Below are 22,052 nucleotides of genomic sequence, written 5' to 3'. Positions count from 1 at the left end.
GAGTATCTTTTCAATCCGAATGTATATTTTTTGAATGCGCCTTTATACATCTTATTATAAGTCGTTGATGCGTCTGGGATTCCCAATTGTCATCGGACAGTTGGGAACAATTGTGTTGGCCTTTGCCGACACGCTGATGATCGGTCATCATACCACACGGGAGTTGGCAGCGGCAGCTTTCGTGAATAACCTTTTTAATCTCGTCATCATCTTTGCACTCGGCTTCTCCTATGCCATCACGCCGACTGTCGGCAGGCTTTTCGGGGAGGAGAAGAACGGCAGGATTGGGGAAGTCGTTAAGAATGGCATAGTGGCCAATCTGTTGCTGGCTATCATTCTTGTCGGGGTGATGACGGGCGTGTATTTCTCTATCGATAACCTTCACCAGCCTAAGGAGTTAATCCCACTCATTAAACCCTATTTTATCATTCTTTTGGTCTCACTGCCTTTCATTTGCCTTTTCAATGTTTTTAAGCAGTGGGCGGACGGCATCACGGATACCGCCTTGTCGATGTGGGTGTTGATTGGCGGGAATATCCTGAATATTTGTGGAAACTACGTGTTGATCTATGGTCATTTCGGCCTGCCTGAACTGGGGCTGTCAGGCGCAGGGTTGAGCACGCTCTTCTCCCGTATCGTCATGGCATTCGTGATGGCAGGTGTCTTTCTTCTGCGTTCGAAATATAAGGTTTTCTTTCAGGGATTTCGAAGCGGCTGTATTAACCGCGTCGATTTTTTCCATCTGAACAAGCTCGGCTGGCCGATAGCCTGTCAGATGGGTATGGAGACGGCGTCGTTCTCACTGACGAGTATCATCGTCGGTTGGGTGGGCACGACGGCCCTCGCCGCCCATCAGGTCATGCTGACCATCAGCCAGCTTGGTTTCATGATCTACTACGGTATTGGCGCCGCCGCTGCCGTAAGGATCAGTAATGCCTACGGCCGCCAGGATGAAAGAGCCGTGAAGGGAAACGCCTATGCGGCTATTCAGCTCGTATTGTTCCTGGCCGTTGTGGTCTCCATTCCGATCTTCCTCTTCCGGCATGAGCTTGGCGCTCTGTTTACGGATAACCGGCAGGTGCAGGACTTAGTGGCGCTGACAGTCATCCCGTTTATGGTTTATCAGTTCGGCGACGGCATGCAGATCGTTTTCGGCAACAGTCTGCGAGGCATCTCCTACGTGAAGCCGCTGGTATTCTCGGCCTTCTTCGCCTTCTTCGTCATCGGTCTGCCATTGAGTTACATCTTTGCCATTGTCCTTCATGCCGGGCTGATCGGTGTGTGGTGGTCGTTTCCCTTTGGGCTCACCACTGCCGGGTTGCTCTATTGCTGGAACTTCCGGAGACGAGTGGGGAAGGTGTTTGGAAAGCATTAAACACTGCCAGGTTATTTTAATAGCTGAGCATAGCTTCTGGCAGTATGCCAAGAATTTTACAAATCCTTCCTGCTAAGGAAAGACCCGGTTCACTCTTTCCACTGACAAAAGCATTCACCCGACTAGGACTCACTCCAATTTCTTCAGAGAGTTGTTTCTGGGTCATTTTTTTGTCTGCAAGGCCCATGCTGATTAGTTCTGCCGGAGTGGGCTTGTCAATGGGATAATGCTCTTTCTCGTATTCCTCTACAAGATCGCTCATAATCGTCAACTCAATACTATTAGGATCTGATGTTGGCGTATGATCATTCACAAGCGGAAGAAGTTCCTCTATTCTCTTTTCCGCCCATTCATACTGTGCTTGAGTTATTTTTTCCATATCGTTTCGTTCAAATTTTTGTTATGTCTTTTATCTTGTCATATTCGGCATGTGTTCCCACAAAACGAATATATATTCTCTGAATAGTAAACTGGATCACAACGACGAGCCTAAACTTGTTTCCATGTATGTTGAATACATAATGTTGATTACCAACCATGTCTGTATCTCCGAAATCTTGAAGGATATCAGCAAGGTTATGCCATTCTCTTTGAGAGGCTATATAATACCATCGCTCTAAAGGGAGGCGAGCTTCAGCATATTTTGGCTGTTCATAAAACAGTTTTAATTTTTTATGTGATATTATTCTCATGAGGCAAAAATACAATTAAAATTTTGAATAACAAAATTTTAGTTGGTAAAAATTTCGTATTCCGAAATGTTTCTTTGCTTTTCCTCTTTCTCTTATTGCATTTCTTTTCCGTCAGTCACCGGATTGACTGACACTTTTTTGCTTGCAGACAAAGGTTTATTTTGGGCGTGGAAATCAGCAATCGGATAAATGGTGGCAAATTCGCGAATTTTGAGTGATTTTCGTATTTGATTGATTATTAAGGAGATAATATATTTAGGATAAATATCTTCTCTTTATTTTACATATTTATGCGTATAATCCTTGCATATTTGGTTCAAAAACACATAAAAATGCAATTTTTCAATGTATTTTACCGAGCTAATGATGGTATTTACGAGTCGTAAACAACGTAGAAAATTTTCTAAACACGTTGTTTACGAAATTCTGCACGATGTTTACGAAATTCTGCACGTTGTTTACGACCTCTTGGACTGATTTTTGGGCCTTTTTTCACCTAGAATTGAATTTTAGGTTGAAGAAAATGCGACGAAAAAGACGGTCAAAAAACAGTCAGTGTCATACACTGATAGCTTTTGTTTGTCTTAGGCGTCAGAGGAATATAAAAAATAATCGGACGGCCACAAGGGCCGCCCGATTTATAGAATCTTTGTCGGATCATGATGAATCATGTCCCTACGTTGCGGATCATGATGAATCATGTCCCAACGAACTTACTGCTTCATGAGGAACTGTTTGAAGGCCTGGAAGTCATTCGGCATTTCCGTCATCTGCTTTTGGCCGCGCATGAAGGCGGCAAGGCGCTCGGGGATGGCGATGTCGGTGCCGAGGATAGCGTCGACTTTCTCCTTGAACTTCGCAGGATGAGCCGTCTCCAGGAATACACCAGTCTCGCCCGGCTGCAGACCGTCTTTCAAGGCCTGATAGCCGCAGGCGCCGTGAGGATCAAGCACGTAGCCCGTACGCTCATAACAGTCGCGCAGTGTCGTGCGGATATTGTCGTCGCTGTAAGTTGCGCCGCTGATGAGGTCCGTGATGGCCTTGTGGCTACCGCCGAAGAGATCGTAGATTCGGGCGAAGTTGCTCGGATCACCAACATCCATGGCGTTGGCGAGCGTCTGCTTGCTCGGCTGCGGATGATATTCACCCGTCTTCAGATAGTTGTAGAAGATATCGTTGGCATTGTTGGCGGCAATGAAGCGCTTGATGGGCAGGCCGGCCTTCCAACCGAAGAGTCCGGCACAGATATTTCCGAAGTTACCACTCGGTACGCAAACCACAAGATTGTCGGCCAGGCCTTTCTTCTTCATCTGCGCGTAGGCATAGAAATAATAGAAAGCCTGGGGAAGGAAGCGGGCGACATTGATGCTGTTGGCTGATGTCAGTTTCATGTGGGCGTTGAGGTCCTTGTCCATAAACGCGCTCTTCACGAGAGCCTGGCAGTCGTCGAAGACACCGTCAACCTCCAGCGCCGTGATATTCTGGCCGAGGGTCGTGAACTGGCTCTCCTGGATCTTGCTGACTTTTCCTTTCGGATAAAGGACATAGACATGGATGCCATCGACACCGAGGAAGCCGTTGGCAACGGCAGAGCCCGTATCACCACTCGTGGCGACGAGGACATTGACTTCCTCCTTGCCTTCCTGGCGCACGAAATACTGAAGCAGACGGGCCATGAAGCGGGCTCCGACATCCTTAAAGGCCAGTGTGGGACCGTGGAAGAGCTCGAGGGCATAGATGTTATCCTCGACCTTCACGGCGGGCACATCGAAGGAGAGCGTGTCATAGACGATCTTCTTCAGCGCGTTCTCCTCGACATCCTCACCGAAGAAACTCTTGGCGACCTCAAAGGCGATCTCCTGAAAACTCATGTCCTCGATATGCTCGAAGAACGACTGCGGAAGCGGCTTGATCACTTCCGGTATGTAAAGGCCGCGGTCGGGGGCGAGACCTTTCACTACTGCCTCGTGGAGGGTAGCCAGCGGGGCTTTCTTATTGGTACTGTAATATTTCATAATGCCATGAATGAATCCATAAATTCTTGTAAACGGAGCATGCCATACTCACCGCTGACACAGCTCACTTCATCGTAAGTCTGTACGCTGTCGGGCTTAATGCCTTTATACCAGAAGAGGAAGGGCACGGGCTCTTTGACATGCGTGCGGATCTCCACGGGCGTGGGGTGGTCGGGGAGAACAGCGATGGCTACGGGCTCGTCCCATGTGCTCACCTCTTTATAGATAGGCTCCACGACACGGTGATCGAGATATTCGATCGCTTTCATCTTCAACTCCAAATCACCATCATGGCCGGCCTCATCGGTAGCCTCAAGATGGAGGTAAACGAAGTCCTGATGACGGAGGGCGTCGATGGCGGCCTGCGTCTTGCCCTCGTAGTTCGTATTGGCGAGGCCAGTAGCGCCGGGGACTTTAATGATGTCGAGGCCGGCATAATGACCGATGCCACGGATCAGATCGACGGCAGAGATGACGGAGCCCGTCTTCACCTGCGGGTAGAGTTGCATGAGCGTCTGCATGCTCGGACGATAGCCGCCGCTCCAAGGCCAGATGGAGTTGGCCGGGCGCTCACCCTTGGCGACTTTCGCCTGGTTGTAAGGATGTTCGGCGAGGAGCTGTTGTGACTTGACAATGAGATCGTTGAGGAGATCAGCCGTCTCTTGCGGCGTCATACGGCCTTTCTCAGCGGGATCATTGCTGAAATTACCTTCCTCAGGCTTAACGAGAAGGTCACGCCACGGCTCTCCGGGATGATCGTGGGGCGGGGCACAGACCACATGCTTGCTGGCATTCTTGATGACGAGAAGATGGCGATACTGGATACCCGTAATGAACTTGACGTTCTCGTTGCCGAGATGCTCATCAAGATATTTGATGAGGACATCGCCATCCTCCGTGGAGAGGTTGCCACCGTTATGCGTGAGGATCTTGCCGTCCTGCAGCGTGATGATGTTGCAGCGGATCGCCATATCCTCCGGTGCCATCTCATAACCGATAGACGCAGCCTCCAGAGGACCACGGCCCTCATAGACTTTGTTAAGGTCGTAGCCCATGATAGCGGTGTTGGCTACTTCAGAGCCGGGATGGAACCCGTCGGGGACGGTGACGAGACGGCCTGTCTTGCCTTCGCGGGCCAGAAGATCCATATAGGGAGTATGGGCAGCCTGCAGGAGGGTCTTGCCTCCGAGGCGTTCGACGGCGTGGTCAGCCATGCCGTCACCAAGTATAATGATATGCTTCATTTTTTCTTACTGTGTTTGTGGCAGACGGGAAATGGATTCCTGTCTGTAGACTATTTTAAATATTGGCGATACTCATGACGTTTGCGAAGACACCGGCGGCGGTGACGCTGGCACCGGCTCCGTAGCCCTGGATGAGCATCGGGTATTCGCGGTAGCGCTCCGTGGTGAGGGTGACAATGTTGTTGCTTCCTTCAAGATTGTAGAAGGGACTCTCCGGATCAACAGCTTTCAGAGATACGGAGGTCTTGCCATGATCCATCGTGGCGATGAAGCGCCAGCGCTTACCTTCTTTCTCCAGTTCCTCACGCTTCTCCTCAAAGGAGGCGTCAAGGGCTGGGAGCTTCTTCCAGAATTCATCTACGCTGCCCTGGAAATACTCGTCGGGCACGAAGAGATGCTTCTCCACATCTTCTTGGTCGACATGATAGCCCGCCTCACGGGAGAGGATGACGATCTTGCGGATGACATCGGTGCCGCTGAGGTCGATACGCGGATCCGGCTCACTGTAGCCGAGCTCCTTGGCCTGCTTGACGGCTTGTGAGAACGGCGTGTCCTTGGAGAGAGCATTGAAGATATAGTTCAGCGTACCACTGAGGACGGCCTCAATCTTCAGGATCTTGTCTCCGGAGTTGCGAAGATCGTTGATGGTACCGATAACGGGCAGTCCGGCACCGACATTGGTCTCAAAGCGGAACTTGACGCCATGGGAGAGGGCCGTACGCTTCAGTCGGCGGTAATTGTCGTAATCGCCTGATGCCGCGATCTTGTTGGCAGCGACGATACTGATGTTATGTTCAAGCAGTGTCTGGTAAAGGTCTGCGATGTCCTTGCTCGCCGTACAGTCGACGAAGACACTGTTGAAGATATTCATCTGAATGATATGGTCGCGGAGCTTCTGCGGATCACTGGGCTCGGAAGCGCGAAGTGTCTTGCGGTAGTTTTCGAGATCAAGGCCATCACGGTTGAAGATGGCGTTGTGCGAGGAAGCGATACCGACGACATTGAGTTTGAGGTGGCTGCGCTCCTTCAGCTCTTCATACTGTTTGTGGATCTGTTCGATGAGTTTGCCACCGACCGTTCCCACACCGCAGATAAAGAGGTTGAGCACCTTATATTCGGAGAGGAAGAAGGAGTCGTGGAGTACGTTGAGGCTCTTTCGCAGCGACTCGCTCTTGACGACGAAGGATATATTCGTCTCACTGGCGCCCTGCGCACAGGCGATGACGCTGATACCACTACGGCCAAGGGTGCCGAAGAGCTTTCCGGCGATACCGGCGGTGTGCTTCATGTTCTCACCGACGATGGCGATGGTGGCCAGTCCATGCTCGATCTTCATGGGGAACATGGCGCCATTCTCGATCTCGGCGGAGAACTCGTTGTTCAGCACTTCGGCAGCTTCCTCCGCGTCTTCCTCACGGACACCGATGGAGGTGGAGTTCTCCGAAGAGGCCTGGGAGACCATGAAGACGGAGATACCGTTGTTGGCCAGGGCGGTGAAGATACGGCGGTTGACACCGATGACACCGACCATGGAGAGACCGGTGACATTGATCAGCGCGGTACCGTTGATGGAGGAGATACCCTTGATGGGCTTTTTGTCATCATCAATCTTGGCCTTGATGATGGTGCCGGGATTCTCGGGGTTGAAGGTGTTCTTCACCCGGATGGGGATATTCTTGATGCAGACGGGGTAAATGGTCGGCGGATAGATGACTTTCGCACCGAAATTGCAGAGCTCCATAGCCTCCACGTAGCTCAGCTCGTTGATCGTGTACGCCGTCTTGATCACGCGCGGATCGGCGGTCATGAAACCGTCGACATCGGTCCAGATCTCCAATATCTCGGCATCAAGGGCGGCGGCGATGATAGCGGCGGTATAGTCACTGCCACCACGTCCGAGATTCGTGATCTCGTCGGTTTCCCTGTCGCGGGAGATAAAACCGGGCACGAGGCTCACGCGCGGCAGATCGGCGAAGGTCTCCTTGACGAGTTTGTTGGTCAGCTCAGCATCGAGGACATTGCGGTGGTCACGGCGCTCCGTCTTGATAAAGTCGCGGGAGTCGAACCACTTGGCACCGCCGATCAGCGTGGCCACGATATTACTCGAGAGGCGCTCTCCGTAGGAGACGATGGTGTTCTGCGTCTTCTCACTGAGATCGTGGATGAGGTAGACACCATAATAAATACTCTTCAACTGGTCGAAGAGGGTGTCGACGGTGTTAAACAAATTCTCGCGCTTGGTGGGATCGGTGATGATCGTGTCAATCATCTTATGGTGACGGTCGACCATCTTGTCGAATTCCGTGCGCCATGTTTCCTGATGGTGGAGGGCAAGCTGGGAAGTGGAGAGCAGTTTGTCGGTGATGCCTCCGAGGGCACTGACAACGACGACGACAGACTGGTGCTTGGCCTCGTTCTCTACAATTTTCTTTAAACTAAGAATACTCTTTACGGAACCCACAGATGTTCCGCCAAATTTTAATACTTTCATCGGCTTTTGAAGCGTTTAATAATGTCATGTCTCCCCCGAAACAAACGGGGCCGGGACAAAACTTGGTTGCAAATTTACTAAGAAAAAGAGAAATGGCCAACAAATTCTATGATTTTTTTGAAATTCTTTTTTGAATCCGTAAGCTTTTCATGTTTTGATTGGCCTATAAAAAAGAAACGGCCGTGGCAAACCCTCACGGGTGATTCCACGGCTTTCTTCTTGTGTCTGTGGCAACAGCCACATTTACCATTCATGGCAGAGTAAATAGCTGTAGGTTTAATGGCTATTTAATTGCTACTTCTATCATTTGCAAAGATAGTGTTTTTTTTGCATTTTCCCAATTCTTCTTGAATAAAATATCATAAAAAAATATTCGGAGTGTTGTCTTGATGTAGGAAGAAAGTATAAGAAATGTTTTGAGGTTTGCAGAAAAAGTAGTAGCTTTGCATCAACATTTGGAATATACAATATTATTAATACTATCAAACAATGAGATCAAGAACAAGTTCCTGGTTTGAGACCAAGGTACGCTATGAGAAGATGATGGATGACGGTCAGCAGAAACCCGTCACCGAACAATATGTCGTTGACGCACTGAGTTTCACGGAGGCAGAGGCGAAGATCATGGATGAGATGAGTGTCTATGTCAGTGGTGAGATGAAGATCAAGGACATCAAGCCGGCGGCTTATGGTGAGATCTTTTTCAGTGATCTCGACGGCGATGACCGTTGGTATAAGGCCAAGCTGCAGTTCATCACCATCGACGAGAAAACGGAGAAGGAAAAGCGCAGTAATGTCACCTATCTCGTGCAGGCCAGCAGCGTCCCCGTTGCCGTGAAGCATATTGATGAGGTCATGGGCAAGACGATGATCGACTATGTCATTGCGGGCATCAACGAGACGCCGATCATGGATGTCTTCGAGCATGAGAACAAGAGCAAGGCCGAGCAGGAGCAGCACGACGACAAGCCGGAATACGAGCAGGCGGAGGCGCCGAAAGCAGAATAGAAGACGGCTGGCCTTATTGGCCGCCTGTTAAAGTAGAACTTAAAACGATAGAAAGATGATAGATGTTGCTGGTAACTTGCGAGGAGTGCTGGGCGAACTGCCTGCGGGCGTTCGTCTGGTGGCCATCAGCAAGTATCATCCGAATGAATACATTGAGGCGGCTTACCATGCCGGACAGCGTATCTTCGGTGAGAGCCACGAGCAGGAGTTGCAGAAAAAGGTGGAGACGCTGCCGAGAGATATCGAGTGGCATTTCATCGGTCATCTGCAGACGAATAAGGTGAAGTATATCGCGCCTTATATCTCAATGATCGAGAGTTGCGACAGTATGAAACTGATGAAGGAGATTGAGAAACAGGCCGCCAAGCACGACCGTGTGATCGAAGTCCTTCTTGAATTGCATATTGCTGAGGAGGCCACGAAATATGGACTCACCCTCGACGCTTGCCGTCAGCTTCTGGAGGACGGCGAATGGCGGCAGTTGAAGCATGTGCATATCGCCGGCGTGATGATGATGGCCAGTCATGTGGATGATGAGTCGCAGATCGCCGGTGAGTTTGACACCGCCGCCCGCTTCTTCGATGAGATCAAGGCCAAGTATTTCGCTGACGATCCCGGTTTCAAGGAGCGTTCATGGGGGATGAGCCATGATTATGCCATTGCCGTCAAGCACCGTTCGACAATGGTACGTGTGGGTACGAAGATTTTCGGACCAAGAGTGTATTGAATGTAGGGACATGATTGATCATGCTCCACATATTAACGCATTGGGGCGGCCTGAAAGGACCGCCCCAATGTCGTATATTATTTGATGATCTTTCGTCCGTCCTGGATATAGATGCCATGGGGAAGGGAAGAGAGGTCTGTGCCGATGAGGCGGCCACTAAGATCGAAGATCTTTCCGCTCTTTGTTGACTCGGCATTGACCGTATGAATGGCGGTGGCGACATCAGCGACATAATTAAAGGTCAGCACGCCGGTCTGCTTGTTGAAAGCGATATTCGTCAGCGCCTTGTTCGTAGCCAGTTTCTCTGTCTTATCCGTATTATACCAGCACCAGTTGGGTTTGACTTCCTTATCGCTGAGCTCGGTGACATGGAGTGTCTTATCGATGACACTGTAGGTACCCGGGAAGAGGTCACCGTAGAGCTGGGCCGTATAAGGTTTATAGCCGTCGATTCTCTCGTCATCACGGAAAGTGGTAATATAATTCCCTGTTGTCTCATAGCTGGAAGCACAGAGACTGTCGGCGGGTACGATAGCCATGCCCGGATAGTCCTTGGTGTCATTATAATCGGAGCCCATCATCAGTGCGCCGCCGGGCTCGCAGACATGATAGACCATGAGTCCGCTGCCGCGAAGTCCACTGTTCCAGCCCGCACGATGGATATGCTCCAACATCATATATTCATTACTGTTATCCGGATTAGCAATCTTGTAGGCTTGTCCTGTTGTCAGAGAGGACTGTGCCATGGTGATGGACTGACTCTCGTCGAGCGTCGTGATCGTCACCGGCCACCCCATCTGGTTACGCTCCCAGACGGTGTAGGCAGTAGGGCAGAAGCCATTGCTGCTATATTCACCGCCATCCATGAGATCCCAGAACTCCATCTCCTGGTTGTCGACACGGGCGGAGGAGTTGTAGGGGTAAAAGTCGGGAAGGCCCAGAGCATGGCTGAACTCATGACAGGTAACGCCGATGCCGGTGATACAGGGGATGGTGCCCTTTTGGCTGAAGTTGCCATTGGCGTCAAGCTTGGTCGGTGTCAGCTCTCCGGCCATACTATACCAACGGACGGCCTTGTCGTTGAGAGGCCCGCCGTATTTACCCGTCTTCGCCCAAACGGTGGTACCTGCACCGCCAAAATTCTGTCCTTCTCCCGCATAGACGATATATACACAGTCTACCGTCTTGCCGTCCGCGCAGAAGGTACTGATGTCTGCGGATGTCATGGAGTCGGCGCTAGTCTGCAGTTTGGAGATGGCATCTCTTACGAGTGCTGTGGCATTCTCATCCGTACCATAGTCGTTGGAACCACCATAGTAGGTCTCATTCTGATCGACGGTAACGGGGCCGTAGACTTTGAAGGTTGGCGTGAAGGAACCACTGCTCATGTCGGAAAAATATTGTCTGACCGATCCGTGGTTCTTCGTCAGTCCGTTGCCCAGGGAGTCGAGTTGCTCGGCGTTGAAGAACTCGTTGAAGAGTGCCTTCGGATCATTGATGGTGAACTTGACATCCTGGAAATTGACGAGGATGACGGGGATGTTGATGGCTCCTGTGTGGGGGACGTAGTTGGCTGTGGTACTGACGACCTTCTTCTTGCCATTCGCTTTGGCGGTCTGCCGCTGCTGTTCGATGAGGATGGAGGTGCCGCAGCGTTTCGGCTGTATGGGGATAATGTAGTCATCTTCATTCTGTTGGGCAGAAACAGGGAGAGCCAGTAAAATACCTGTAAACAATAGAAGTAAATGATGATGCATGATCTATGTTTTTTATCGTTTTATATTTTCCGTTTTGTAGATGGAGCATGATGAATCATGTCCCTAAGGCGGAGCATGATGAATCATGTCCCTACTTCATGAAATACTGACCCTTGTGGCGCGTACGTTGACCATATTCGATGGCATGGTGCGGACAGTGGTGATAGCAGTTGAAACAAGTCAGACAACTGCCGTCGTGTTTCCACTGTGGCTGAAGACCGTGGCCACCGATGATGTCGTGCGTCGGACAGACTTGGGCGCAGATGCCGCAGCGTACACAGCGGTTGGCCTCTACATGGAAAGGTTTGTCGGTGATGAGCTGATGCTCGAAGACGGCACCGAGAATATGACTGTTGATCCAAGGCCAATGGCCGTGGTCAAGGCGGATGACGCTCTTCTTCCGGTCGAATATCTCCTCGCCGATGACCTGCAGGCGCTGATCAGAGCGGCTGATCTTCTCGCGCTCTTTCTCTTTCTTGTCAACATCCATAAACGGCAGGCCGACATAGCTTTCTGGCATGATGAGCGACCAGGCGCTGTCTACGTGAGAGATGCCGAGTTGACGAAGACTCTTGTTGGCGGCAATGGCAGGGTTGAGATAGTCCTCTATGGTCAGTCCGACATCATCGCCGGCAGTGATGATGGCATAGCAATAGGGTGGGGTACTCTCCCCTTGTGGCCCGTTGACGACGAGGCGCCGGATAAAAGAGCGGACAATCATAGGCACACGCCAGCCATGGACGGGGAAGACGAAACCGAGACGCTCGTTGGGCTCAAGGTTATAAACACAATCGCCCGTGAGCGCCTCGGCGATATTGACGAGGCGCTCACGGGTGACGGCAGCAAGCCGTGCTGCAGCCCAGCGGCTGTTGCCGGTGGCAGAGAAGAAGGCTATCACGCTTACTTGGCTTCTTTCATGTCACCTTCGATGTAGAGACGTGTCATCTCCACAGCGGCATTTGTACGCACGGTGATGGTCTTCTTGAAATGACCGGGGAACTTGCCCTTACCATTATAAGTCACGCTGACCTCACCTTTCTGCCCCGGCATAACAGGTTTCTTTGTATACGTGGGTACCGTACATCCGCAACTGGCGATGGCCTGGTTGATGACCAATGGCTTGTTGCCGGTATTGGTGAACGTGAATGTTGCTTTCTGAACAGGCTGGCTCTCTGAGAAAGTACCGAGATTGATGTTCGTCTTGTCAAACTTGATCTCTGCCTGCGCGTGGGCACCGAGGGAGGCGAGCAGCATCAGTGCCATGCTGAATAGAATCTTTTTCATATCGTTCTTTTATTATAAAATTTTCTTTTATTCAGTTATACTGACTGCAAAGATAAGGATAAAGTTTAGGAGTATGTTTATTTTTCACAAAAATTAATGCTAAATTTTGGTTTTCTGCTGAAAATGCAGTAATTTTGCAAGTCAGAAAATTCAATAACACATATATAATATGTATAGAACGAATACTTGCGGAGAGCTACGTCTCTCCGATGCCGGCAAGGAAGTAACCCTCGCCGGATGGGTGCAGCGTTCGCGTAAGATGGGCGGCATGACGTTCGTCGACCTTCGTGACCGTTATGGCATCACCCAGTTGGTCTTCAACGAGGCTGAAGATGCGGACCTCTGTGACCGTGCCAACAAATTAGGCCGTGAGTACTGCATTCAGGTAAAGGGTGTGGTCTCTGAGCGCCAGAGCAAGAATGACAAGCTGCCGACGGGTGATATCGAGATCATCGCCAAGGAGCTCATCGTCCTCTCGCCATCACTGACACCGCCGTTCACCATCGAGGACGTTACGGATGGTGGTGATGACCTTCGGATGAAATACCGCTATCTCGACCTTCGCCGTCCTTCCGTGCGCAAGAATCTCGAGCTTCGCCACCGTATGACGATCCTGATCCGCAATTTCCTTGACAGTAAGCAGTTCATCGAGGTGGAGACGCCGGTGCTTATCGGCTCTACGCCCGAGGGCGCGCGCGACTTCGTCGTCCCCTCTCGTATGAATCCCGGCCAGTTCTATGCTCTGCCGCAGAGTCCTCAGACGCTGAAGCAGCTGCTGATGGTTGCCGGTTTCGACCGCTATTTCCAGATTGCCAAGTGTTTCCGCGATGAGGATCTCCGCGCTGACCGTCAGCCGGAGTTTACGCAGGTGGACTGTGAGATGTCTTTCGTCGATCAGGATGATGTCATCAACCTCTTTGAGGAGATGTGCCGCATGCTCTTCCGTGAGATCCGAGGTGTCGAACTGCCGAAGCTGCAGCAGATGACATGGAAGGAAGCCATGCGCCGTTTCGGTAGTGATAAGCCCGATCTGCGCTTTGGTATGGAGTTTGTCGAACTGAAAGATGCCTTCAACGGCAAGGGTGATTTCTCCGTTTTCAACGAGGCTAAATATATCGGTGGTATCTGCGTGCCCGGCTGTGCCAACTATAGCCGCAAGCAGCTCACCGAGTTGACCGACTTCGTCAAGAAGCCGCAGATCGGTGCCAAGGGCCTTGTATACATTAAGTATAATGCTGACGGCACAGTTAAGAGCAGCATTAACAAGTTCTACAGTCCTGAGGTGCTGCAGGAGATCAAACAAGTCATGGGTGCCAAGGATGGCGATCTCGTGCTGATCCTTTCCGGCGATAATGCCAACAAGACGCGTATCCAACTCTGCTCTCTGCGTCTGGAGATGGGCGACCGCCTTGGCCTGCGTGATAAGAATGTCTTCAAATGTCTTTGGATCATCGACTTCCCGCTCTTCGAGTGGAGCGATGAGGAGCAGCGCCTTATGGCCACGCATCATCCGTTCACGATGCCGAATCCTGATGATATCCCCTTGCTCGACGAGCACCCGGAGCAGGTACGCGCCAAGGCTTACGACTTTGTCTGCAATGGTATCGAGGTCGGCGGCGGCAGTCTCCGTATCCACGATACCAAACTGCAGGAGAAGATGTTCGAGGTCCTCGGCTTCACGCCTGAGCGCGCTGAGGCTCAGTTCGGCTTCCTGATGAATGCCTTCAAATACGGTGCGCCACCTCACGCTGGTCTGGCCTTCGGTCTTGACCGCTTCGTGAGCATCCTCGCCGGTCTTGACAGTATCCGCGACTGCATCGCTTTCCCGAAGAATAACAGTGGTCGTGATGTCATGCTCGACGCTCCTTCGGAGTTGGAGCCGAAACAGTTGGAGGAACTGCACCTGAAGGTAGAAGTAAAAAAGTAAAAAATTAAAAAAGTAAAGCTGCCGCAAGGGAGCGTTTATGAAGTAGGGACATGATGAATCATGTCCCTACTCCTTCAGCAAATTGTCGAGGAAGGAGTTGAGGTCCTTGTCGAGATCCTGCATGATGTCACCGCCGAGGATGACTGTGTCGTCGTCGGCAAGATAGAGCTCAGCCATCTGCTCCTTATCATCATTCTCCAGGATGATGCTGAACGGCTTGAGGATGCCGAAATTATCGATGGTTTTCGACATCTTCTTCAGTATGCCGCGGATCATCAGTGTGATGGCGTCAAAGAAAGTCTCATCCGTGTTATTGATCCATTGATCAATAACGACGCGCGTGATCTCGTTGTCATCATCATCATAAGCGAGGAGATCACCATTATCCGGATTGGCACGGAGATGGATATCCGTGAGCATTGTCGGTTCCTCGAGAGGAGGGAATTTCTCGGCTATCTTATTAAAAAATCGTTCGAGCTGTTGGTTTGTTTGCTCGGTAGCTTTCATCTTAATCATAGGCTCATTAGGTTGATTTTACTTTTTGCAAAGATAGTAAAAATAATCTTTTCAGAAAACGTTTACGTAATCTTTTTTCGTGAAAATGCGATTTTTTCTTGTTTGTTTCTGATTATATTGCTATCTTTGCATTGCAAAACAACAAGAAATCTGTCACTGAAGTAGCAAGATACTTAAACGATGAATAAACAGCAAAATATAGAAGCCCCCGATTGCCAGGGGTGTCAACTATCTTCGCGATGCCATATCAACCGTGAAGGTCCGATGCAGCCTCGTGCTATTATACTGGCTTACGTGGTGCCCTTCCTTTTGGTCGTGGCGGTGCTCGTCGCCGTCATTGTGCTCACGGGTGATGAGGCGGCAGGCGCTTTGGCCTCCCTTGCCTCTCTTATACCTTATTATATTATACTCCATATCCTTGACAGGCGGAAATGTCTGATCGAAAAATCTAAAAACTAAATATTATGGAATTTATTTTAACAGCGGTACTCGTTCTGGGAGCCATCGCGCTCATCGCGGCGCTCGTGCTCTATTTCGTCTCCCGGAAGTTTGCCGTGAAAGAAGATCCTCGCATCGGTCAGGTCACGGAGATCCTGCCCGGAGCCAACTGTGGCGGCTGTGGCTTTGCCGGTTGCAGTGGCATGGCGGCAGCCCTCGTGAAGGGCGCTGATGCGGGAAGTGTTGACGGACTGCGCTGTCCCGTTGGCGGCGACAGTGTGATGACGCCCATTGCCGACCTTCTCGGTATGGCAGCGGGTCATGCCGAGCCCCTTGTGGCCGTTGTCCGTTGTAATGGTACCTGTGAGTTGCGCCCTCGCACGGCGGAGTACGATGGTCTGCGCACGTGTGCGGCCATGAATGCCACGAGTGCCGGTGAGACCGGTTGCGGCTATGGCTGTCTGGGCTGCGGCGACTGTGTGCGTGCCTGCGCCTTCGATGCCATCCACATGAATCCCGAGACCGGTCTGCCGGAGGTCGATGAAGAGAAGTGTACGAGTTGTGGCGCCTGCGTCAAGGCTTGTCCGCGGCATATCATTGAGCTTCGCAAGAAAGGGCCGAGAAATCGTCGTGTCTATGTCCGTTGTGTCAACAAAGACAAGGGCGCCGTAGCCCGCAAGGCTTGTCAGGCTGCTTGCATCGGCTGTGGCAAGTGCGTCAAGGTCTGCCAGTTTGATGCCATCACGCTGGAGAATAACCTGGCGTATGTCGACTTCACGAAATGCCGGTTGTGTACGAAATGTGTTGATGCCTGTCCGACGGGCGCCATGACGAAAGTCAACTTCCCCGAGCGGAAGAAACCGGTAGCAGCATCACCCGTTGAAAAGTCGCCAGCAGAAGAACCTAAGAAAGAGGAGGTAAAAGCATGAGACTACATACATTTAGAATCGGCGGTGTCCACCCCGAAGAGAATAAGTTGACGGCAGAGATCGCCACGGTCCCCGCCGCTCTGCCCGAGAAAGCCATCTTCCCCCTGAGTCAGCATATCGGCGCTCCTGCCAAGCCCGTCGTCCAGCGTGGCGACAAGGTGAAGGTGGGCACGCTCCTTGCCGAGGCCGGTGGCTTCGTGTCGGCACCCATCTACAGCTCCGTGTCGGGCACGGTGGAGAAGATCGATACGAGTATTGACGCCACGGGCTACCGCAAGCCGGTCATTATCGTGAAGGTGGAAGGCGATGAGTGGGAAGAGAGCATTGACCGCAGTGAAACCCTGGAGATCCTCGACAAGCATCCCGAGCTGACACCTGAGGAGATCGTCAACCGCATCAAGACTGCCGGCGTGACCGGTATGGGCGGTGCTGGTTTCCCGACCTTCATCAAACTCTGTCCGCCTCCCGGCTGCAAGGCCGAGTGTGTGATTCTCAACGGCGTGGAGTGTGAGCCTTATATCACGAGCGACTACCGCCTGATGATGGAGCATGGCCGTGAGATCCTCGTCGGTCTCGACCTGTTGATGAAAGCCGCCAAGGTCAACCGCGGCTATATCGGCATCGAGGAGAATAAGCCGAAGGCCATTGCCCTGCTCACCGACCTTGCCAAGAATGATGAGCGCGTGACCATTGTGCCCCTGAAGCAGAAATATCCGCAGGGCGGTGAGAAGCAACTCGTCGATGCCGTCATCGGCCGTCAGGTGCCTGCGCCTCCCGCTATCCCCGTCAATGTCGGCGCCATCGTGCAGAATGTGGGCACGGCCTATGCTGTCTATCAGGCCGTGATGAAGCATAAGCCCCTCTTTGAGCGCTATACGACGGTCACGGGCAAGCAGATCGCTCACCCCGGCAACTTCCTCGTCCGCATGGGCACGCCTTTCCGTCAGCTCATCGACGCCTGCGGCGGACTCCCCGAGGGCGACAACAAGGTCCTCGCCGGTGGTCCGATGATGGGTAAGAGTGTGATGAGTCTCGATGTCCCCGTCTGCAAGGGCACCAACTCCATCACCGTCCTCACGGGCGCCGACGCCCACCGCAAGGCCGTGCAGCCGTGTATTCGCTGCGGCAAGTGCGTCGATGCCTGTCCGATGGGCCTCGAGCCTTATCTTCTGGCCACACTCTCCGCCTTCAAGCAGTACGACCGTCTGGAGAAAGAAGACGTGACGAGCTGCATCAGCTGTGGCTCTTGTCAGTTCACCTGTCCTTCCCACCGTCCGATCCTGGATAATATCCTCCAGGGCAAGGGTGTCGTGATGGGCATTATCAAAGGCCGTGCCGCCAAAGCCAAGGCGGCAGCAGCGGCGAAAGCAGAAAAGAAATAAAGCAAAAATGGAAAAGTTAATCGTATCCTTATCACCCCATGCCCATGGCACGGAGACCGTGGAGAAGAATATGTACGGCGTACTCATCGCCCTCGTGCCGGCAGTGCTTGTCAGCCTCTTCTATTTCGGTCTCGGCTCCGCCGTCGTCCTGCTGACGAGCGTGGCCTCCTGTGTCTTCTTTGAGTGGGCTATCTCGAAATATCTGTTGAAAGTGGAGCCGACGCTCACCGACGGCTCCGCGATGGTCACGGGCTTGCTGCTCGGCATGAACCTGCCGAGCAACCTGTCGCTGTGGATCATCATCATCGGTGCCCTCGTGGCCATCGGTATCGGCAAGATGACCTTCGGCGGCCTTGGCCATAACCCCTTCAACCCTGCCCTTGTCGGCCGTTGCTTCCTCCTCGTCTCCTTCCCCGCGCAGATGACGAGCTGGCCCGTGCCCGGACAACTGACGAGCTACCTCGACGCTACGACGGGCGCTACGCCGTTGTCGCTGATGAAGGTGGCCATCAAGACCGGCGACGCTACGGTGCTCGACAAACTGCCGAGCGCGCTGCAGCTGCTCCTGGGCTCCAATCCCAACGGTGGCATGGGCTCCCTCGGTGAGGTCTGCGCCCTGGCGCTGCTCCTCGGTCTGGCTTATCTGTTGTGGAAGAAGATCATCACGTGGCATATCCCCGTGTCGATCATCCTAACGGTGTTCGTTTTCAGCGGTCTGCTGCATCTGGCCAACCCCGTCTACGCCAATCCGTTTGACGTCATCTTCAGTGGTGGTCTGATGCTCGGCGCCATCTTCATGGCTACCGACTATGTCACCTCGCCGATGACCCACCGCGGTCAGCTGATCTATGGCATCGCCATCGGTTTTCTGACCGTCGTCATCCGCGACTGGGGCAGCTACCCCGAGGGCATGTCGTTCGCCATCCTGATCATGAACGCTTTCACGCCGTTGATCAATAATTATGTCAAACCCAAACGCTATGGTGAGAAACCGGCGAAGAAATAAGGAGGAAGAAGTATGGAAAAACTGAAATCATCATTATCCAACATGGTCCTCGTCCTCGTCGGCTTCGCCGTGGTCATCGGTGCCGTCCTGGCGTGGGTCAACCACATCACGGAGGATGCCATTGCCGCCAAGGCGGAGAAGACGCTGGCTGAGGGCATCAAGGAAGTCATGGGCACGAGCCAGCTCCAGGTGAAGGAGCCGAAGACGGTCAACCTGACCCTCGAGGGCAAGCCCGCCGTGTTCGTCATCCATGAGGCCACCGACAACAGCGGCAAGGCCCTCGGCGCTGCCGTGGAGAGTACGACGCAGGGTTTCGGCGGTGATCTAAAGGTCCTCGTCGGCTTCAACCCCGACGGCCGTATCCTCGGTTATACCATCCTGCAGAGCTCGGAGACGCCGGGCCTCGGCATGAAGGCCGCGCAGTGGTTCCAGAAAGGCGGCAAGGGCAACATCATCGGCATGAGTCCGAAGGATGGCGCACTGACGGTGAAGAAAGACGGTGGTCAGGTTGATGCCATCACGGCCTCAACGATCACGAGCCGTGCCTTCCTCAAGGCTGTCAACCAGGCTTATGACGTCTATGCCCAAAACAGCGTTGACGCGGAGAGCGGCGCCAGTAAACATGAGAAGGAGTAACTCCCGATGAATCACTAAAAGACAGAAGCATTATGCATAATATCAAAATATTTCTCAACGGACTCATCAAGGAGAACCCAACCTTCGTGCTCTTCCTCGGTATGTGTCCGACATTGGCCACGACGACGAGTGCCATCAACGGCATGTCGATGGGTCTGGCCACGATGGCCGTATTGATCTGTACGAACTTCGTCATCTCCCTGATCAAGAAGATCACGCCCGACATGGTGCGTATCCCCGTGTTCATCGTTGTCATCGCTGCCTTCGTGACGGTACTGCAGATGTTCATGAGTGCTTACGCGCCCGACTCCATCAACAAGGCGCTGGGTGTTTATATCCCGCTGATCGTGGTGAACTGTATCATCCTCGGTCGTGCGGAGAGCTTCGCCTGTAAGCATACACCCGTGGAGAGCCTCTTCGATGGCCTCGGCGTAGGCCTCGGCTTTGCCCTGGCCCTGACGTTGTTGGGCAGCGTGCGTGAGCTCCTTGGTGCCGGCAGTGTCTTCGGCATCCATTTGCTCCCGGAGACGACGAATATCCTGCTCTTCATTTTGCCTCCCGGTGCCTTCCTCACACTGGGCTACCTCGTGGCGATATTTGGAAAAGTAAAAAAGTAAAGAAAAGGGCGCGCCATCGTGGGGTCTTGCGCTTGCAAAGCGCAAGCACCTGACGGCAAGCCATTAAACGAAAACATCATAAACAATGGAGTATCTGTTAATCTTTATATCCGCGATATTCGTCAACAATATCGTGCTGTCTCAGTTCCTCGGTATCTGTCCTTTCCTGGGCGTATCGAAGAAGATAGAGACGTCGCTGGGCATGGGCGCTGCCGTGACCTTCGTGCTCACGCTCTCCACTATCGTCACCTGGCTCGTACAGAAATACGTGCTCGACCCCTTCGGCCTGCAGTATCTGCAGACGCTGGCCTTCATCCTCGTCATAGCCGCCCTTGTGCAGATGGTGGAGATCATCCTGAAGAAGGTGTCGCCGTCGCTCTATCAGGCCCTGGGCATCTTTCTGCCACTGATCACGACCAACTGTGCCGTGCTTGGCGTTGCCATCCTTGTCATCCAGAAGGACTTCACGTTGTTGGAGAGCGTCGTCTACGCCTTCTCCACGGCCATCGGCTTCGCCCTGGCCCTGGTAATCTTCGCCGGTATCCGCGAGCAGCAGAGTCTGGTGAAGATCCCGAAGGGTATGCAGGGCATGGCCATCGTGCTCGTCACCGCCGGACTGCTCTCGCTGGCCTTCATGGGCTTCAGCGGCCTGGAGGGCGGCCTGAAGACGTTGTTCGGGTTGTAATATCGATCCATTTGTAGGTGCCCACCCTGTTGTGGCCCCGTCCTAGCTTATATTTAATAATTTTTAAAAGGCAAAGATACACAGTTTGATAAAAATTGTGTACCTTTGCCTTTGTTATTATATAAACCATAAAACCAAACAAACGAGCAAATGAAACAGACAATTTTGGTGACGGGCGGTACGGGATTCATCGGATCGCATACCACAGTGGAACTGATCGAGGCCGGCTACAAGGTCGTCATCATCGATGATCTGAGCAACTCCAAGCTGGAGGTGCTGGATGGTATAGAGAAGATCACGGGCGTCCGCCCTGACTTCGAACAGGTGGACCTTCGTGACAAAGCTGCCACTGAGGCTGTTTTTGCTAAGTATCCTATCGACGGCATCATCCATTTTGCCGCTTCCAAGGCAGTAGGGGAGAGCGTGCAGAAGCCGCTGCTCTACTACCGTAATAATATTATCTCCCTTGTCAATCTCCTTGAACTGATGCCGAAGTATCATGTCAAGGGCATCATCTTCTCCTCTTCCTGCACCGTCTATGGTCAGCCGAAGCCGGAGAACCTCCCGGTCACCGAGGACGCTCCTCACCAGAAGGCTACCTCTCCTTATGGTAATACGAAGGAGATCAACGAGCAGATCATCTACGATACGATCCATAGCGGCGCTCCCATCAAGAGCATCATCCTCCGCTATTTCAACCCCATCGGTGCCCATCCCTCCGCGCTCATCGGCGAGCTGCCGAATGGCGTGCCCAACAACCTCATCCCCTATGTCACGCAGACGGCTATGGGCATCCGCAAGCAACTGACGATCTTCGGCAACGACTATAATACGCCCGACGGCACCTGTATCCGCGACTATATTTATGTTGTGGATCTCGCCAAGGCCCATGTGGCCGCCATGCGCCGTGTGCTCGATGAGGATACCGATCCGATCGAATATTTCAATATCGGTACCGGAAAGGGTAACTCCACACTGGAGATCGTCGAGACCTTCGAGAAGGCCACGGGCGTGAAACTGAACTGGAAATACGGTCCGCGCCGTGAGGGTGATATCGAGAAGATCTGGGGCGACTGCACGAAGGCCAACAAAGTGTTGGGCTGGAAGGCAGAGACACCGCTCGACGATGTGCTGCGCTCTGCCTGGAAATGGCAGCAGAAGCTGCGCCAGGATGGCGTGATGTAGTAAGCATCGTTCGTCAAACTCATATTTTTTGATAGATATGTCCCTCTAGGTAGGGGCTCTCTATATTTTGTGTTTGTGTTGTTGTTACCCTTCGGCGTGAGCCGAGGGGCAACTTTTTCGAAACGAACAGATATTTGA

Annotated in this window: 21 protein-coding genes; 12 read left to right on the top strand and 9 right to left on the bottom strand. The window is 52.4% G+C overall.

Going from position 1 to position 22,052, the window contains the following annotated elements; all coding sequences use genetic code 11:
* Positions 1-34 precede the first annotated feature (34 nt).
* On the top strand, positions 35-1,375 hold the full coding sequence (locus tag G604_RS0102210) for an MATE family efflux transporter (RefSeq protein ID WP_028909117.1): 1,341 nt from the start codon (positions 35-37) through the stop codon (positions 1,373-1,375).
* A gap of 16 nt (positions 1,376-1,391) precedes the next feature.
* Here G604_RS0102210 and G604_RS0102205 read toward each other — a convergent pair whose 3' ends face one another.
* The 5 genes from G604_RS0102205 to thrA all read right to left on the bottom strand — a co-directional run bounded on the left by G604_RS0102205 (position 1,392) and on the right by thrA (position 7,817).
* Positions 1,392-1,754 (bottom strand): type II toxin-antitoxin system HigA family antitoxin, encoded by a 363-nt coding sequence (locus G604_RS0102205; protein WP_028909116.1) that lies wholly within the window; start codon positions 1,752-1,754, stop codon positions 1,392-1,394.
* A gap of 10 nt (positions 1,755-1,764) precedes the next feature.
* Positions 1,765-2,067, bottom strand: coding sequence for a type II toxin-antitoxin system HigB family toxin (locus G604_RS0102200; RefSeq protein WP_028909115.1), 303 nt, complete (start codon positions 2,065-2,067; stop codon positions 1,765-1,767).
* A 713-nt stretch (positions 2,068-2,780) separates the two neighbouring features.
* The gene (gene thrC / locus G604_RS0102190) at positions 2,781-4,082 is read right to left on the bottom strand and encodes a threonine synthase (protein ID WP_028909114.1); all 1,302 of its coding nucleotides are present in this window, start codon (positions 4,080-4,082) and stop codon (positions 2,781-2,783) included.
* Positions 4,079-5,326, bottom strand: coding sequence for a cofactor-independent phosphoglycerate mutase (locus tag G604_RS0102185; RefSeq protein WP_028909113.1), 1,248 nt, complete (start codon positions 5,324-5,326; stop codon positions 4,079-4,081). Before G604_RS0102185 ends, thrC begins: the two co-directional genes overlap by 4 nt.
* 55 nt (positions 5,327-5,381) lie before the next feature.
* Complete coding sequence (gene thrA, locus G604_RS0102180) at positions 5,382-7,817, bottom strand: bifunctional aspartate kinase/homoserine dehydrogenase I (RefSeq protein ID WP_028909112.1); 2,436 nt, start codon at positions 7,815-7,817, stop codon at positions 5,382-5,384.
* Between the two features lie 489 nt (positions 7,818-8,306).
* On the opposite strand from thrA, the gene G604_RS0102175 reads away from it, so the two are divergent.
* Positions 8,307-8,825, top strand: a complete 519-nt coding sequence (locus tag G604_RS0102175) for a DUF4494 domain-containing protein (RefSeq protein WP_028909111.1) — start codon at positions 8,307-8,309, stop codon at positions 8,823-8,825.
* Between the two features lie 55 nt (positions 8,826-8,880).
* Complete coding sequence (locus tag G604_RS0102170) at positions 8,881-9,552, top strand: YggS family pyridoxal phosphate-dependent enzyme (protein ID WP_028909110.1); 672 nt, start codon at positions 8,881-8,883, stop codon at positions 9,550-9,552.
* Between the two features lie 77 nt (positions 9,553-9,629).
* Here G604_RS0102170 and G604_RS13285 read toward each other — a convergent pair whose 3' ends face one another.
* The 3 genes from G604_RS13285 to G604_RS0102155 all read right to left on the bottom strand — a co-directional run bounded on the left by G604_RS13285 (position 9,630) and on the right by G604_RS0102155 (position 12,593).
* Positions 9,630-11,309: a M6 family metalloprotease domain-containing protein gene (locus tag G604_RS13285; RefSeq protein WP_081657617.1), complete on the bottom strand. Its 1,680-nt coding sequence runs from the start codon at positions 11,307-11,309 to the stop codon at positions 9,630-9,632.
* 91 nt (positions 11,310-11,400) lie between these two features.
* Positions 11,401-12,207: an EFR1 family ferrodoxin gene (locus G604_RS0102160; RefSeq protein ID WP_028909109.1), complete on the bottom strand. Its 807-nt coding sequence runs from the start codon at positions 12,205-12,207 to the stop codon at positions 11,401-11,403.
* Between the two features lie 2 nt (positions 12,208-12,209).
* Positions 12,210-12,593, bottom strand: a complete 384-nt coding sequence (locus G604_RS0102155) for a DUF1573 domain-containing protein (protein ID WP_028909108.1) — start codon at positions 12,591-12,593, stop codon at positions 12,210-12,212.
* 169 nt (positions 12,594-12,762) lie between these two features.
* On the opposite strand from G604_RS0102155, the gene aspS reads away from it, so the two are divergent.
* The gene (gene aspS / locus G604_RS0102150; RefSeq protein WP_028909107.1) at positions 12,763-14,520 is read left to right on the top strand and encodes an aspartate--tRNA ligase; all 1,758 of its coding nucleotides are present in this window, start codon (positions 12,763-12,765) and stop codon (positions 14,518-14,520) included.
* A 66-nt stretch (positions 14,521-14,586) separates the two neighbouring features.
* Here aspS and G604_RS0102145 read toward each other — a convergent pair whose 3' ends face one another.
* Positions 14,587-15,027, bottom strand: a complete 441-nt coding sequence (locus tag G604_RS0102145) for a hypothetical protein (protein ID WP_028909106.1) — start codon at positions 15,025-15,027, stop codon at positions 14,587-14,589.
* A 189-nt stretch (positions 15,028-15,216) separates the two neighbouring features.
* Between G604_RS0102145 and G604_RS13280 the strand changes: the two genes are divergently transcribed.
* The 8 genes from G604_RS13280 (at position 15,217) to galE (ending at position 21,914) form a co-directional block, all read left to right on the top strand.
* Entirely contained in the window at positions 15,217-15,495 is a 279-nt protein-coding gene (locus G604_RS13280) for a SoxR reducing system RseC family protein (protein ID WP_051220169.1), read from the top strand.
* A 5-nt stretch (positions 15,496-15,500) separates the two neighbouring features.
* Positions 15,501-16,403 (top strand): Fe-S cluster domain-containing protein, encoded by a 903-nt coding sequence (locus G604_RS0102135; protein WP_028909105.1) that lies wholly within the window; start codon positions 15,501-15,503, stop codon positions 16,401-16,403.
* On the top strand, positions 16,400-17,785 hold the full coding sequence (gene rsxC, locus G604_RS0102130) for an electron transport complex subunit RsxC (RefSeq protein WP_028909104.1): 1,386 nt from the start codon (positions 16,400-16,402) through the stop codon (positions 17,783-17,785). Before G604_RS0102135 ends, rsxC begins: the two co-directional genes overlap by 4 nt.
* A gap of 7 nt (positions 17,786-17,792) precedes the next feature.
* Entirely contained in the window at positions 17,793-18,791 is a 999-nt protein-coding gene (locus G604_RS0102125; protein ID WP_028909103.1) for an RnfABCDGE type electron transport complex subunit D, read from the top strand.
* A gap of 12 nt (positions 18,792-18,803) precedes the next feature.
* Positions 18,804-19,427, top strand: a complete 624-nt coding sequence (locus G604_RS0102120; protein WP_028909102.1) for an RnfABCDGE type electron transport complex subunit G — start codon at positions 18,804-18,806, stop codon at positions 19,425-19,427.
* Positions 19,428-19,459: 32 nt separating this feature from the next.
* Complete coding sequence (rsxE, locus tag G604_RS0102115; protein WP_028909101.1) at positions 19,460-20,044, top strand: electron transport complex subunit RsxE; 585 nt, start codon at positions 19,460-19,462, stop codon at positions 20,042-20,044.
* Between the two features lie 85 nt (positions 20,045-20,129).
* Positions 20,130-20,729, top strand: coding sequence for an electron transport complex subunit RsxA (gene rsxA, locus G604_RS0102110; RefSeq protein WP_028909100.1), 600 nt, complete (start codon positions 20,130-20,132; stop codon positions 20,727-20,729).
* A 150-nt stretch (positions 20,730-20,879) separates the two neighbouring features.
* Positions 20,880-21,914: a UDP-glucose 4-epimerase GalE gene (gene galE / locus G604_RS0102105; protein ID WP_028909099.1), complete on the top strand. Its 1,035-nt coding sequence runs from the start codon at positions 20,880-20,882 to the stop codon at positions 21,912-21,914.
* Positions 21,915-22,052 lie beyond the last annotated feature (138 nt).

Source organism: Prevotella sp. AGR2160, from assembly GCF_000424185.1.
Taxonomy (GTDB): Bacteria; Bacteroidota; Bacteroidia; order Bacteroidales; family Bacteroidaceae; genus Prevotella.
This window is presented reverse-complemented; position numbering and strand designations above follow the sequence as displayed.

Coding starts and splice junctions, on each gene's coding strand:
- G604_RS13280 (WP_051220169.1), top strand. CDS start 15,217: ATGAATAAACAGCAAAATATAGAAGCCCCCGATTGCCAGGGGTGTCAA.
- G604_RS0102145 (WP_028909106.1), bottom strand. CDS start 15,027: ATGAAAGCTACCGAGCAAACAAACCAACAGCTCGAACGATTTTTTAAT.
- G604_RS13285 (WP_081657617.1), bottom strand. CDS start 11,309: ATGCATCATCATTTACTTCTATTGTTTACAGGTATTTTACTGGCTCTC.
- rsxA (WP_028909100.1), top strand. CDS start 20,130: ATGGAGTATCTGTTAATCTTTATATCCGCGATATTCGTCAACAATATC.
- thrC (WP_028909114.1), bottom strand. CDS start 4,082: ATGAAATATTACAGTACCAATAAGAAAGCCCCGCTGGCTACCCTCCAC.
- G604_RS0102170 (WP_028909110.1), top strand. CDS start 8,881: ATGATAGATGTTGCTGGTAACTTGCGAGGAGTGCTGGGCGAACTGCCT.
- galE (WP_028909099.1), top strand. CDS start 20,880: ATGAAACAGACAATTTTGGTGACGGGCGGTACGGGATTCATCGGATCG.
- G604_RS0102200 (WP_028909115.1), bottom strand. CDS start 2,067: ATGAGAATAATATCACATAAAAAATTAAAACTGTTTTATGAACAGCCA.
- G604_RS0102120 (WP_028909102.1), top strand. CDS start 18,804: ATGGAAAAACTGAAATCATCATTATCCAACATGGTCCTCGTCCTCGTC.
- G604_RS0102175 (WP_028909111.1), top strand. CDS start 8,307: ATGAGATCAAGAACAAGTTCCTGGTTTGAGACCAAGGTACGCTATGAG.
- G604_RS0102125 (WP_028909103.1), top strand. CDS start 17,793: ATGGAAAAGTTAATCGTATCCTTATCACCCCATGCCCATGGCACGGAG.
- thrA (WP_028909112.1), bottom strand. CDS start 7,817: ATGAAAGTATTAAAATTTGGCGGAACATCTGTGGGTTCCGTAAAGAGT.
- G604_RS0102155 (WP_028909108.1), bottom strand. CDS start 12,593: ATGAAAAAGATTCTATTCAGCATGGCACTGATGCTGCTCGCCTCCCTC.
- G604_RS0102135 (WP_028909105.1), top strand. CDS start 15,501: ATGGAATTTATTTTAACAGCGGTACTCGTTCTGGGAGCCATCGCGCTC.
- G604_RS0102185 (WP_028909113.1), bottom strand. CDS start 5,326: ATGAAGCATATCATTATACTTGGTGACGGCATGGCTGACCACGCCGTC.
- G604_RS0102210 (WP_028909117.1), top strand. CDS start 35: ATGCGCCTTTATACATCTTATTATAAGTCGTTGATGCGTCTGGGATTC.
- rsxE (WP_028909101.1), top strand. CDS start 19,460: ATGCATAATATCAAAATATTTCTCAACGGACTCATCAAGGAGAACCCA.
- rsxC (WP_028909104.1), top strand. CDS start 16,400: ATGAGACTACATACATTTAGAATCGGCGGTGTCCACCCCGAAGAGAAT.
- aspS (WP_028909107.1), top strand. CDS start 12,763: ATGTATAGAACGAATACTTGCGGAGAGCTACGTCTCTCCGATGCCGGC.
- G604_RS0102205 (WP_028909116.1), bottom strand. CDS start 1,754: ATGGAAAAAATAACTCAAGCACAGTATGAATGGGCGGAAAAGAGAATA.